The sequence below is a fragment of the Telluria sp. PB2R4 genome (assembly GCF_059685695.1).
Genome location: NZ_JCASIC010000005.1, coordinates 322,261 through 334,817, shown reverse-complemented (window position 1 = coordinate 334,817; position 12,557 = coordinate 322,261). Strand labels below are relative to the sequence as shown.

At 68.5% G+C, this 12,557-nt stretch carries 10 protein-coding genes; 4 read left to right on the top strand and 6 right to left on the bottom strand.

The window, feature by feature from the left end; translation table 11 throughout:
* Nucleotides 1–75: 75 nt before the first annotated feature.
* Complete coding sequence (locus AC56LU_RS11475) at nt 76–1,083, top strand: aldo/keto reductase (RefSeq protein ID WP_497175727.1); 1,008 nt, start codon at nt 76–78, stop codon at nt 1,081–1,083.
* Here AC56LU_RS11475 and AC56LU_RS11470 read toward each other — a convergent pair.
* The 3 genes from AC56LU_RS11470 to AC56LU_RS11460 all read right to left on the bottom strand — a co-directional run bounded on the left by AC56LU_RS11470 (nt 1,080) and on the right by AC56LU_RS11460 (nt 3,993).
* Nucleotides 1,080–1,577, bottom strand: a complete 498-nt coding sequence (locus tag AC56LU_RS11470) for a hypothetical protein (RefSeq protein ID WP_497175726.1) — start codon at nt 1,575–1,577, stop codon at nt 1,080–1,082. The genes AC56LU_RS11475 and AC56LU_RS11470 overlap by 4 nt on opposite strands.
* A gap of 318 nt (nt 1,578–1,895) precedes the next feature.
* The gene (locus AC56LU_RS11465) at nt 1,896–2,690 is read right to left on the bottom strand and encodes a LytR/AlgR family response regulator transcription factor (RefSeq protein WP_497175725.1); all 795 of its coding nucleotides are present in this window, start codon (nt 2,688–2,690) and stop codon (nt 1,896–1,898) included.
* Nucleotides 2,683–3,993: a sensor histidine kinase gene (locus tag AC56LU_RS11460; protein ID WP_497175724.1), complete on the bottom strand. Its 1,311-nt coding sequence runs from the start codon at nt 3,991–3,993 to the stop codon at nt 2,683–2,685. The genes AC56LU_RS11465 and AC56LU_RS11460 overlap by 8 nt, the downstream gene beginning before the upstream one ends.
* A gap of 227 nt (nt 3,994–4,220) precedes the next feature.
* On the opposite strand from AC56LU_RS11460, the gene AC56LU_RS11455 reads away from it, so the two are divergent.
* From AC56LU_RS11455 to AC56LU_RS11445, 3 genes are all read left to right on the top strand, one after another.
* On the top strand, nt 4,221–4,907 hold the full coding sequence (locus tag AC56LU_RS11455; protein WP_497175723.1) for a hypothetical protein: 687 nt from the start codon (nt 4,221–4,223) through the stop codon (nt 4,905–4,907).
* Nucleotides 4,908–4,976: 69 nt separating this feature from the next.
* Nucleotides 4,977–5,111, top strand: a complete 135-nt coding sequence (locus tag AC56LU_RS11450) for a hypothetical protein (protein WP_497175722.1) — start codon at nt 4,977–4,979, stop codon at nt 5,109–5,111.
* Between the two features lie 72 nt (nt 5,112–5,183).
* A complete protein-coding gene (locus tag AC56LU_RS11445) occupies nt 5,184–6,431 on the top strand; it encodes a DEAD/DEAH box helicase (RefSeq protein ID WP_497175721.1) in 1,248 nt (415 codons plus the stop codon).
* A 37-nt stretch (nt 6,432–6,468) separates the two neighbouring features.
* On the opposite strand, the gene AC56LU_RS11440 is transcribed toward AC56LU_RS11445, so the two are convergent.
* The 3 genes from AC56LU_RS11440 to AC56LU_RS11430 all read right to left on the bottom strand — a co-directional run bounded on the left by AC56LU_RS11440 (nt 6,469) and on the right by AC56LU_RS11430 (nt 12,479).
* Nucleotides 6,469–9,159, bottom strand: a complete 2,691-nt coding sequence (locus tag AC56LU_RS11440) for a bifunctional acetate--CoA ligase family protein/GNAT family N-acetyltransferase (protein ID WP_497175720.1) — start codon at nt 9,157–9,159, stop codon at nt 6,469–6,471.
* Between the two features lie 105 nt (nt 9,160–9,264).
* Nucleotides 9,265–9,678: a hypothetical protein gene (locus tag AC56LU_RS11435; protein WP_497175719.1), complete on the bottom strand. Its 414-nt coding sequence runs from the start codon at nt 9,676–9,678 to the stop codon at nt 9,265–9,267.
* A gap of 143 nt (nt 9,679–9,821) precedes the next feature.
* Nucleotides 9,822–12,479 (bottom strand): ATP-binding protein, encoded by a 2,658-nt coding sequence (locus tag AC56LU_RS11430; protein WP_497175718.1) that lies wholly within the window; start codon nt 12,477–12,479, stop codon nt 9,822–9,824.
* Nucleotides 12,480–12,557 lie beyond the last annotated feature (78 nt).

Genomic DNA, 12,557 nt, shown 5'->3' with positions numbered 1-12,557 from the left:
TCTGAACCGGTTCAATCATGCGCCCCGCGCGCCGGTGTAGCATGGCCCGACATTCCGACCAACAAGGGAGTTCACGTGACGCAGCGCTATCGACCGATCACGCGCCTGGGCCTGGGCGGCACCGGGCTGGGCGACATGTATCACACCACCGGCGACGAAGCGGCCCGCACCACGGTCGACGCGGCCTGGGAAAGCGGTATCCGCTACTTCGACACGGCGCCGCACTACGGCACCGGCCTGTCCGAGCACCGCTTCGGCCAGGCCTTGCGCGGCCGGCCGCGCCGCGACTACACGATGTCGACCAAGGTCGGCCGGGTGCTGGTGCCGGACCCGAACGGCGAGATCGTCCCGCCCTTCGTGTCCTCGCTGCCGTTCCGGCGCCTGACCGACTACACGGCGGCCGGCGCGCGCCGCTCGGTCGAGGACAGCCTGCAGCGCCTGGCCCTTGGGGCCATCGACATCGTCTACGTGCACGACCTTTCGCCCGACCATCTGGGGGAGAGTTTCGAGCACTACTACCGGATCGCCGCCGGGCCGGGGGGCGCTTTCGAGGAGCTGGTGCGGATGCGCGAAGAGGGAATGATCAAGGGTTGGGGCCTGGGCGTGAACACGGTCGAGCCCTGCCTGCGCGCGCTGCGCGACTCGGACCCCGATATCTTCCTGCTGGCGGGACGCTACACGCTGATGGAGACCACGCCGCTCGAGGCCCTGTTTCCTCTGTGCAAGGAGCGCGGTGCGGCGATCGTGCTGGGCGGCCCGTTCAATTCGGGTTTCCTGGCCGGCGGCGACCATTACGACTACGTGCCGGCCAAGCCCGAACACCACCACCGGCGCGAGCGGCTGCGCCATGTGGCGGCGCGCCACGGAGTCGACCTGCCGGCGGCGGCGCTGCAGTTCGGCGCGGCCCACCCGGTGGTGGCGGCGACCATTCCTGGCGCCAGCAGCACCCGCCATTTGCGCCGCAATGCGGACCTGATGGAACTGAAGATTCCCGCCGCCTTCTGGCAGGAACTGGTGGCCGAGGGTCTGCTGCCGGCGGAGGCGCCGCTGCCCGGTGAGGACAGCGGCGCCCGAACTGCTTAGTCGTGGCCGCGGCCCTTGCCATGGCCCTTGCCATGACCTTTGTCGTGGCCTTTGCCATGGCCGCGATCATGGTCCCGGCCATGGCCACGGTCGTCATGGCGGTCGCGCCGGTCGTCGTGACGGCCCCCGCGGTCATCGTAGCGCTCACGGTAGTGCACTTCGCGGTAGCGCGGCGCGTAGACGTCGGAATACCAGCGGTCCTGCACGAACAGCACCGGCTGGCCGCAGGCGCCGTACTTGCGGCAGTGCTTGCGCCAGTTCTTGCGGTGGCCCGGCGGCACACGCAGGTAGACCGGCTCGGCGCGCGCACGGTAGTGGCGCTCGATGATCACCGGCTGCGCGACGTACACCGGCGGCGGGCCGTAGTTGCGGAAGTCACCGATGTCGATGCGGCCGTAGAAACCGGGCTGCCCGATATTGATGCTGACGTTGGTCTGGGCCAGGGCCGGGAAGGAAGCGCTTGCCAGGGCGGCGCAGAGGATCAGGGCTTTCATGGTATGCCTCATCGAATGGTTTGATGGGCGAACTTTACCACTGGAAACTCCAGGTTCACTGTACGCCACCCCACACTCTTACACTCTGTGCAAGGTTTAACATCCCGTTACATCTCGATGTTACGTAACAGCTCGTAGGGTGGGCGGCTCCACCCGACCGGTTGATTGGTCCGCAACCGCGATGCCGCCCACGCGTTCAACCCTCGGTGTTGTAGAGGCAGCGGCTGTTCAGACGTGGTTTGAACGCGTGGGCGGCGTCCATGCTAGAAGCAGCTCAGCTTGCCGGGTATAGCCGCCCACCCTACACCCAGCCATAGCTCACATATTACGGAACAGTCCCATGAATGGCTGGCTCACTGCCAGCGTCTCGGGCCGGTTCTTCAGGCGCAGGATGCCGCGCCCGCTGTCGTCGCGGGTGACGCCGGCGACCGCGCGCAGGTTGACGATGGTCGAGCGGTGCACCTGCTTGAAATGGGTCGGGTCCAGCACTTCCAGCAGATCGCGGATCGGCTTGCGCAGCAAGGCTTCGCCCTCAGGCGTCATCACCACCGTGTACTTGCTGTCGGACTGGAAGTAGGCGACGTCGTCGACCAGGATCAGGCGCGTTTCCTGGCCGCGGCTGGCCGTCAGCCATACGAGCGGCGGCGCCTTCGGCTGCGGCGGCGCGACCGCCGACAGCTGCTGCAACAGGGCCTGCAACTGCTGCACGTCCTGGCCGCCGCGCTGCAGGCGCGCCTGCACCCGGCCGACGGTGCCGGCCAGGCGTTCGCGCGCCACCGGCTTGAGCAGGTAGTCCACCGCGCCACGCTCGAAGGCGTCGATCGCGTACTGGTCGTAGGCGGTGACGAACACCACTTCGGTCTCGATGCCGGCATTGAGCAGGCTGGACGCGACTTCGAGCCCGCTCAGGCCGGGCATGCGGATGTCCAGGAAGGCCACGTCGGGGCGCTGTTCGGCGATCGCTTCCAGTGCGCTGCCGCCATCCTCGCAGGCGGCGACGATCTCGAGTTCCGGCCATACCTGCCCCAGCAGCTGCACCAGCGATTCGCGCAGCAGGGCCTCGTCTTCCGCCACCACGCAGGTGATGCGGCCATTTTTTCGTTGATCATGCATGATGGGCTCCCGCCGGGACCGCGCCGGTAGTCGCGCTGGTCGCGCCGTTGACCGTATGGGGCACGGTGATGGTCGCCGCCACGCCGCTCGGGAAGTTGGCGACGATCGAGAACGCGGCCGCGCTGCCGTAGGCCAGGCGCAGGCGTTCGCGCACGTTGCGCAGGCCGACGCCGGTGCCGCCCCCTTCGGCCGTGAAGCCGCGGCCGTCGTCGGCTACCGTCACCGCGACGGCACTCTCCACCTGGCGCGCCAGGATCCACACGGTGCCGCCGCCCGGCTTCGGCTCCAGTCCGTGCTTGATCGCGTTCTCGACCAGGGTCTGCAGCATCATGGTCGGGAACAGCACACCGCGCAGGGCATCCGGTATGTCCACCTGCAGCTGCAGGCGCGGACCCATGCGGATCTTCAGGATGTCGAGGTAGGCGCGCGCGCGTTCCAGTTCTTCGCCGATGGTCGACGGCGCGTCCTCGGTGCGCGGCAGCGAGTGGCGCAGGTACTGGATCAGGTTGCCGAGCATCTCGTCGGCGCGCGCCGGGTCGCTGCGGGTCAGGACCTGGGCGCTGGCCAGGGTGTTGTACAGGAAGTGCGGCTCGACCTGGGCGTGCAGCAGGTTCAGCTTGGCCACCGTGAGTTCCTTCTCGGTGGCGGTCTGGCGTACCTGCGCTTGCTCGCCGCGGCGGCGCTCGGCCACGCGGCGGGTGATGGCGCGCACGATCGCCTCCGCGTTCTCCAGGTTGGTGCCGTGGTCGACCAGGAAGGTATCGGTCCAGGCCGGGTCTTCCGGTTCGCAGATCAAGGTCACGCTGCCGGCCGCGTCGCCATTGGGCGTGACCGTGGCCAGGATCTGGTTGCGCCGTTCGCCGAAGGGGATGAAGGCCCAGCTGGCGGCCGGGGGCTGGCCGTCATGCTGCATCGCATACGGGTTGATGCGCTTGACCTTGGCGCGGACCTGCAGGCTGTCGCGGGCGCTCTCCACCAGGATCGCCCCGGGCAGTTCACGAATCGCGGCATCGATCAGGTCGAAGGCCTCGCCGGCTTCGAACGGAATCTCGATCTGGCGGCGCTGGCGATTCGACAGGGTGCCGCTGTTGAGGCTGCCTGCAATCAGGCGTACCCGGCGCATGTGCGAGAAGACGCCGGACAGCACCCACAGGCCGAGGAAGAGCGCCAGCAGCGCGAAGTAGCCGCCGATGTCGCGCTCGAGATAGTCTTCGGTCGCCTCGGCGATGATGATGCAGACGATCAGGTAGCAGCCGAGCCAGGCCGCCAGCAGTCGTCCGAGGTGAAAAGTGCTTGAAATCATGATGTTCTTTCAGTGGTCAGGGCAGCGCCAGATTAATTCCGGTCTCGGTTGCCTGGTGACATTATGCGACGGAGCCGGGATAGTGGCGACGAAACCGGACCCCGCGGGCACAGAAAATGCGTTGCGCATTCGCGTCAGTGCGACCGCTCGTTGCGGATACTTGCTCGCTGGAAGCGACCTGTGCCGCTACAATGCTGCGCTATTCGATACTGAAAGGTTTTTCAAGCATGGCACGCAAACACATCCTCTTCACCCTCACCGCCCTGGTTGCCCTGGTTGCCGGCGCAAGCGCCCAGGCCCAGGTCGGCGCCGCCGTTACCGCCGACCTCGGCACCACGGGCGCCGGCCTGCATCTGGTGGTCCCGATGGAGAGCAACTTGAACGGCCGCTTCGGCGCCAACTACTTCAAGCACGACTTCGACAAGCGCTCCGGCCTGGTCGACTACAAGCTCGACGGCAAGCTGGCGACCTTCGACGTGCTGTTCGACTGGTATGTCGTGCCGAACAGCAGCTTCCGCCTGACCGGCGGCGTCCTGTACAACGGCACCCGCTTCAAGGCGGTGGGTGTCCCGGCAGCGGGCGGCACGTTCACCTTCAACGGCAACACCTACGCGACTACCGACATCGGCAGCCTGGAAGGCGAGGTGAGGTTCCGCCGCGCCGCTCCCTACATCGGCATCGGCTGGGGCAATGCCCTCACCCCTAACAAGCGCTGGAACTTCGGCGCCGACATCGGCGCCTTCTATCAGGGCAAGGCCCAGGTCAACCTGATCGCCTTCGGCTGCACCACCTCGAACACGGTGTGCAGGCAGCTGGCGAGCGACGTCAACCTCGAAGAGCTGCGCCTGCAGGAAGAAGTGTCGGACTACAAGGTCTATCCGGTGCTGCGCGCGTCCGTGTCATACAGCTTCTAAATTTAGCATCCACGTATGCACTCCCGGCGCGGACCGGCGTATGATGGAGGCTCTTATCAAGGAGCCATCATGCCACCGCGCCCGCAATTCAGTGCGATTCCCGCCGCGCTCGCGATCGCCTGCCTGTTACTGACCGGCTGCAAGGACCAGCGCGAGCCGGCCAAGCCGATCGTTGACCTGTCGGCCATCGTCGTCCTGGGCTGAACGACGCTTTCCCCATGCCGGCCTCCGGCACGGTAAACTACGGCTTATACATTTATTTGCCGTAAGGTTTCCATGTCCTTTGCCTCCCTTGGCTTGATCGATCCGATCATCCAGACCCTCGCTTCGCTCGACTACACCACCCCGACCGCCGTGCAGCAGCAGGCGATTCCTGCCGTCCTGTCCGGCAAGGACGTCATGGCCGCGGCCCAGACCGGCACCGGCAAGACCGCCGGCTTCGCCCTGCCGATCCTGCAGCGCCTGGCCAAGAAGAGCACGCCGGTCGGCAGCAATGCCGCGCGGGCGCTGGTGCTGGTGCCGACGCGCGAGCTGGCCGAACAGGTGCACGAGAGTTTCCGCACCTACGGCGCCGGGCTGAACCTGCGCACCATGGTGGCCTACGGCGGCGTCAGCATCAATCCGCAGATGATGAACCTGCGCAAGGGGGTGGATGTGCTGGTGGCCACGCCTGGCCGCCTGCTCGACCTGCAGCGCCAGAACGCCCTGAAGCTGAACGAAGTCGCGACCCTGGTGCTGGACGAAGCCGACCGCATGCTCGATCTCGGCTTCTCGAAAGAGCTCGACCAGGTGTTCGCCGCGCTGCCGAAAAAGCGCCAGACCCTGCTGTTCTCGGCCACCTTCTCCGACCAGATCCGCGCCATGGCCAACCGCCTGCTGCGCGAACCGGTGCGGATCGAGGCGACGCCGGCCAACACCACGGTGTCGGCGATCCGCCAGTGGCTGGTGCCGGTCGACAAGAAGCGCAAACCGGAGCTGTTTCTGCACCTGCTGAAACAGCACGGCTGGACCCAGGTGCTGGCGTTTACCAAGACGCGCAAGGGTGTCGACGAGCTGGTCGGCCTGCTGGACGCCAAGCGCATCCCGGCCGACGCGATCCACGGCGACAAGCCGCAGCCGGCCCGCCTGCGCGCGCTCGAGCGTTTCAAGGCCGGCGAGGTGCGCGTGCTGGTCGCAACCGACGTCGCCGCGCGCGGACTGGATATCGACCACCTGCCGGTGGTGGTGAACGTCGACCTGCCGATCGTGGCGGAAGATTACGTGCACCGTACCGGGCGCACCGGACGCGCGGGCGCCTCGGGCGAGGCGGTGTCGCTGGTGTGCGCGGACGAGGTGGAATACCTCGCGGCGATCGAGGCGCTCACCCGCCAGACCCTGGAGCGGGTGGAGGAAAGCGGCTTCGCGCCGGATCACCGTGTGCCCGAGACCACGGCGGGCGGGCAGATCGTCAAGAAACCGAAGAAGCCCAAGAAACCGAAGGGGGATGTGAAGGTGGTGCAGGAGGATGTGCGGTTCAGGCGGTGAAATATTATTTCATCGGAAGCATTGACTTGAAATAATATTACAGGACGAGCCGCATTTCGCGCATGCCTTCGAGACCGGTCGATGTCACCGTGAAGCCCATCGCCTTGGCCAGCCCCGTAATCCGCGAATTCTGCGGCAGCGCCTCGCCCACGATCTCGCGCGTGCCGCGCGCGCGGCAGTAGTCGATCAGCTTCTGCATCATGATTTTTCCGAGCCCCATGCCCTTCAGGTCCGAGCGCACCGTCACCGCGAACTCGGCGCTGATGTTGTCGGGGTCGGCCACCACCCGCCCCACCGCCAGCGTCTCCGCCACGCCCTGCGCATTGAGACGAGTCGCAATAAACGCCATCTCGCGGTCGTAGTCGATCTGGGTGAAGCGGGCCAGCTGCGAAGGCTGCAGCTCGCGGATGCGTACGAACATGCGGTAGCGCACGTCGTCCGGCGTGAGCGCATCGAAAAAGGCCAGGTGGGCCGGCCCGTCCTCGGGACGGATCGGGCGCAGCAGCAGGGGGGCGTCCCGCCACACGATGGTTTCCTCGAGCTCGCGCGGATAGGGCCGGATCGCCAGCCGGTCCAGCGTGCTGCCGGAACGGTCGGCCAGCGCCAGCCGCATGCGCGCGTCCAGCACGGTGACACCCTTGCTGTCGGCCAGCAGCGGGTTCAGGTCCAGCTCGGCGATCTCGGGAATGTCCGCCACCATGCGCGAGACCTGCACCAGCGACGCCAGCACCGCGTCCATGTTCACCGCCGGGCGGTTGCGGTAGCCCGCCAGCAGCCGGGCCACGCGGGTGCGGTCGACCAGGTCGCGCGCCAGCACCAGGTTCAGGGGCGGCAGGCCCACAGCGTGGTCGTCGGCCACTTCCACCGTCACCCCGCCCTGCCCGAACACGATCACCGGCCCGAACACGGCATCGAGGGCGGCACCGACGATCAGCTCGTGCGCATTGCTGCGCCGGACCATGGCCTGCACCGAGAAGCCCTCGAAGCGCGCCAGCGGGAACAGTTCGGCCAGGCGCCGGCGCATACGGCTGGCGGCGGCGCGCACCGCTTCCACACTGTCGAGATCGAGGGTCACGCCGCCGAAGTCCGACTTGTGCATGACGTCCGGGGTCAGGATCTTGACCGCCACCGGAAAGCCGATGCGCTGCGCGGCATTCACCGCTTCCTCGACGCCGGCGGCCTGGCGCGTCTCGACCACGGCCATGCCGTAGGTGCGCAGGACGGCCTTGGTCTCGGGGTCGGACAACAGGTAGCGCCCGGCAGCCAGGGCTTCGCGCACCAGCGCGCGCGCCGCGGCGCGGTCGGGCGCCACCGTGCCGGCCATCGAGGGCGGCACTTCCATCAGGAGGTTCTGGTTGCGCCGGTAGTGCACCAGCTGCAGGAATCCGGCCACCGCGTCTTCCGGCGTGCGGAAGGCCGGCAGGCGCGCTCCGGAGGCGATCGCGCGCGCCTCGGAAACCGCGGCCCCGCCCAGCCAGCACGACAGCAGGGTCTTGGAGGCGCTGCGCACCAGCGGCGCGATCGCGTTCGCCACGTCGCCACTTGGCACCGTCGCGGTCGGCGACTGGATCGCCAGCACCGCATCGACGCCCGGATCCTGCAGCAGGATCTCCAGGGTCTCGCGGTACAGCGCTGGCGCCGCCCTGCCCTCCAGGTTGACCACGTTGCCGCGCCGCCAGCCGGGCGCCAGCAGCGCGCCGAGCTTCGCCGCCGAATCGTCGGAGAATTGCGCTTCCATTCCACCGCCCTGCGCCAGCGCGTCGCGCGCCAGCACGCCGGGCCCCGCGCCGTTGCTGACGATGGCCAGCCGCTCGCCGTGCAGCGGACGCGCGTAGGCCAGGGTCTCGGCCGCCGAGAACAGCTGGTCGGTGGTGCTCACGCGCAGCATGCCGGCACGGCGGATGGCGGCGTCGAACACGTCGTCCGGGCTGGCCAGCGCACCGCTTTCGCTGGCGGCGGCGGGCGCCGCATCGTCTTCACGCCCGGCCTTGAGCACCAGCACCGGCTTGCTGCGCGCCGCAGCGCGCGCCGCCGACATGAACTTGCGCGCATAGCGCAGGTCTTGCACGTACAGCAGGATGGCGGAGGTGGCACCGTCGCTGGCCAGGTAATCGAGCACGTCGCCCAGGTCGACGTCGGCCGCGTCCCCCAGCGCGATGAAGTGCGAGAAGCCGATGCCGCGCGTGCGCGCCCAGTCCAGCACCCCGACCATCAGCGCGCCGGATTGCGACACGAAGGCGATCCGTCCCGGCAGCGCGCCGCTGGTGGCGACGCTGGCATTCAGGCCAAGGCCGGGCGCCAGCAGGCCGGCGCTGTTCGGCCCCAGAAGGCGCAGCAGATAAGGGTTGGCCGCATCGAGCATCGCCTGGCGCAGGCTGCGGCCGCCGCCCGGCCCGCCGGCGGTCCGCGCATCCTGCAGGCCGCTACTCAGGACCACGGCTGCGCGCGTGCCGCGCTCGCCCAGCTGGCGCACGATCGCGGGGATGGTCGATGGCGGCGTGCAGATCACGGCCAGCGCCGGCGCCGCGGGCAGGCCGGCCACGCCGGGGTAGCAGCGCCGCCCGGCCAGCTCGCCATGTTTGGGATTGACCGGCCAGACCTCGCCCTTGAAGCCCCCGGCCAGCAGGTTGTGCAGCAGCGTCGCGCCCAGGCTGCCCGGCCGCTCGGAGGCGCCGATCAGCGCCACCGACTTCGGTGCGAACAGGTGCTCGAGGTTGCGAACGCTCATGCCGGTGACCTTTCGTGAGGGCGGCGCCGCTGGCCCCGCGTCGAAAGGATAGCGCCCCTGCGCCAGGCGGCGCGCACCGGATACCGCCGGGCGCGCGGAAGGGGCTTAAGAACGGCCCAGCACGTGGCGCAGGACGCGGCGCCGCTCGCGCCGCGTGGCCGGCAGCGCGCGCAGCGCCGGCGACCGGGCCCGGAGGGCGCGCATCATGCCGTCGGCCATGATGCGGGTATGGGTGGCGAGCGTGGGCGCGTCGACGCCGGCGGCGAGCACATGGGTACGGAAGACATGCGCCTCGTCGATCGCCCGCACCGGGACGCTGGCAATGACGGCTGGCGAAGGCGGCGGCGCCACCGCGTAGAATTGGAGGCGGAACTGGCGGTCGAGCAAGATGGTGCCCGCGAGGAAGCGGTCGAGACCGACATCGAAGAGCACGTGGACGATCACCTCGGCCGCGCGGCTGGCGATCTCCTCCTGGTTTTTCCTGCGGCGAGGACCGAACAGGCGGAACAGCATCTGCATGGCACCCTCCGAGTTAGCAACTGATCCATACTAACAGTGGGTTACATGAGGTGCAATAAACCTCGGTGTCTCGACAGGGAGGCCGTTGTAAAAACACATGCGTAGGCTAGAACGGGCCACGAAAGGCGGCTATGCCGTCCACCCTACACCTGGGCGAGCAAGTCAATGAGCTGCTGCGGCGCCACCGGCTTGGTCAGATGTTCATCAAAGCCCGCCGCCAGCGAAGCGCAGCGGTCTTCCTGCCGCCCCCGCCCCGTCACGGCGACGAGAAACGGCCGCGGGTACTTGCGCGCCAGGATGGCCGCCACCTCCAGTCCGTCCATCTCGGGCATGCCCAGGTCGAGCACCGCGATGTCGGCCGGGTGCGCGTTATACAGCCGCAGCGCGGCCGCGCCGTCGTGCGCCACGTCGACCGTCGCCCCCTCGGAACGCAACAGCCAGGCCAGCGACTCGGCGGCGTCGACATTGTCGTCGGCGACCAGCACATGCTTGCGCAGCCGCGCGCCGCTGCCGGCCTGCGGCTCGGCCGCCTCCGGGGCGGCCGCCGGCCGGATTGCCGGCAGCCATACCGTGAAGCTGGACCCGTGCCCCGGCCCGGCGCTATGGGCCTCGATCCGGCCGCCGTGCAACTCCACCAGGCCCCGGGCCAGCGACAGCCCGATGCCCAGTCCGCCCTGCGCCAGGTGGCTGGCGCTGGACACCTGCACGAAGGCGTCGAACACGCGCCCCAGCATGTCCGGCTCGATGCCGATGCCGTTGTCGCTCACCCGCACCAGCGCTTCCCCGCCGCTCTCCTTCAGCAGGATCGCGATGCGCCCGCGCGGCGGCGTGTACTTGGCGGCGTTGTTGATCAGGTTCGCCAGCACCTGGGTCAGGCGCAGCGCGTCGGCGTCGACCCAGACCGGCTCGTCGCACAGGTCGAGCGCCACCGCGTGACGCCCGGCCTCGATCAGCGGCATGCTGGTCTGCAGGGTGTCGCGCAGCAGCCGCCCCAGCTCCACCGGCGCACGGTGCAGTTCGATCTTGCCGCGGCTGATGCGGGTCACATCCAGCAGGTCGTCCAGCAGCCGCGCCATCTGGGCGGTCTGGCGTCCGACCATGGCCGCGATCCATTCGATCCGTTCCTGCGGCAGGCCCTTTCCGCGCAGGAGCGAGGCCGCGTTGGCGATCGGCGCCAGCGGATTGCGCAGCTCGTGCGCCAGGGTGGCGATGTAGACGTCCTTGCGGCGGTCGGCATCCTTCAGGCCTTCCATCGCTTCCTCGCGCTCGCTCACGTCGAGCACCAGCGAGAACACCCGGTCGATGTTGCCCTCTTCGTCGTGCAGCACCGAGTTGTACCACTCGCAGCTGAGGGTGCGGCCGTCGCGCGTGCGGTTGCGGTTGCTCGACTCGACGTAGCGTGTGGCCGAATCGAGCAGGCGCCCCATCGCGCCCGCCACCCGGCCGGCATCGCCCTCGTGGATCACCGGCAGCGCGTCGATGCGCTGGCCAACCGCCTCCTGCGCGCTCCAGCCGAACAGTTCCTCGGCGCGCCGGTTCCACAACCGGATCACGAAGTCGCGGTCCCACTCGATCACCGCCAGCGGGGTGTTCTCGATCAGGTAGCGGGTCTGGCCCAGCGCCCGCGCCAGCGCGGCGCTGGCCTCGGTGCGCTCGGTAATGTCGTCCAGCACGATCACGGCCGCCGCCAGCTCGGCCGCGCCTTCGCGCAGCGGGGCGCCGCTGACGGTGTACACGCGCCGCCCTTCGCCTGTGGTGCTCTCGAGTACGGCATCGCGGAAGGCCTGGCCCTCGATCGCGCGCCGCACCGGCTCGCCGATCAGCGACAGCATTGCCGCCGGACCCGGCAGGCCGCCCTTGCCCGCGTGCTCGAAGCGGCTCCCCATCTGCTCGGCCTGGTCATTGGCCATCACGCAGCGGCCCTCGCGGTCGACGATCAGCACGCCGTCGGGCAGCTGGCGCAGCACCGAACCGAGCAGGCTTTGCCACTGTGCGCGCGAACGGGTCTCGATCATTTCCTCGAAGGTGTCGCGCACGCGCGTGTGCAGGGCGATGTTATCGATCGCGATGGCGCCCAGCACGAACAACGAGGCCGACAGGCCGTACATCCGGCCGGCGTAGAAACCGAGGTCGAAGCGTCCACCATTGAACAGGCAGGACAGCAGCACCTCGAAGGCCAAGGCCGACATCGCGATGGTCAGCCACACGTCGAGCACCGCGCGCGGGCGCTTGCGCGAAGCCGTCCACAAGGCCCACAGCGCCAGGGCCAGCACGCCGGCGCCCAGCCAGCGGTAGGCCGGACGGAAGCGGTGGCCATCCATCAGCACCGGCAGGTAGGGCGCGCCGGAGGTGCAGATCAGCACCAGCACCGCCACGAACAGCGCGATCAGGAGCGTGCCGACGCGCAGGAAATGACTGGGCAGCGGGCGCCGGTAGCTGCACGCATAGCCGATCACGAACAGCGGGAACAGCGCATGCCAGATCATGAACAGCCACGGGGTGGTCTGATCGTTGCCGCCCAATACGCCATGGGGCGAGAACAGACCCGGGAAGGTCAGCATGTGGGCCAGCGCGATCAGCGCCGTGAAGAAATAGCCCAGCGTGAGGATGCCAAGCGACCAGGAGCGGCTGGTATGCACATGGCCCAGCAGGAGGATGCCGGTAAGCAGGTTGCTGCCGATAAGCACCGACTGGTACATCGGAACGAATTCCGGCGCCACCGGCAGCGGGGTGCGCGCGAACGGCGCCAGCAGCGCGAAGGACACGGCCAGCAGCGCCAGCACCACAAGAACGTAGCGCAACTGCGCAGCGGATGGCGGGTGTTTCGCGAGGTCTGCCGGTTCTGCTAGAACACCGTAGCGCATGAGTCATCCGGGTGG

What these genes read in the sequence shown, in the direction of transcription:
- AC56LU_RS11470 (WP_497175726.1), bottom strand. Translation starts at nt 1,577, where the DNA reads ATGAAAGCCCTGATCCTCTGCGCCGCCCTGGCAAGCGCTTCCTTCCCG.
- AC56LU_RS11465 (WP_497175725.1), bottom strand. Translation starts at nt 2,690, where the DNA reads ATGCATGATCAACGAAAAAATGGCCGCATCACCTGCGTGGTGGCGGAA.
- AC56LU_RS11460 (WP_497175724.1), bottom strand. Translation starts at nt 3,993, where the DNA reads ATGATTTCAAGCACTTTTCACCTCGGACGACTGCTGGCGGCCTGGCTC.
- AC56LU_RS11455 (WP_497175723.1), top strand. Translation starts at nt 4,221, where the DNA reads ATGGCACGCAAACACATCCTCTTCACCCTCACCGCCCTGGTTGCCCTG.
- AC56LU_RS11450 (WP_497175722.1), top strand. Translation starts at nt 4,977, where the DNA reads ATGCCACCGCGCCCGCAATTCAGTGCGATTCCCGCCGCGCTCGCGATC.
- AC56LU_RS11445 (WP_497175721.1), top strand. Translation starts at nt 5,184, where the DNA reads ATGTCCTTTGCCTCCCTTGGCTTGATCGATCCGATCATCCAGACCCTC.
- AC56LU_RS11440 (WP_497175720.1), bottom strand. Translation starts at nt 9,159, where the DNA reads ATGAGCGTTCGCAACCTCGAGCACCTGTTCGCACCGAAGTCGGTGGCG.
- AC56LU_RS11435 (WP_497175719.1), bottom strand. Translation starts at nt 9,678, where the DNA reads ATGCAGATGCTGTTCCGCCTGTTCGGTCCTCGCCGCAGGAAAAACCAG.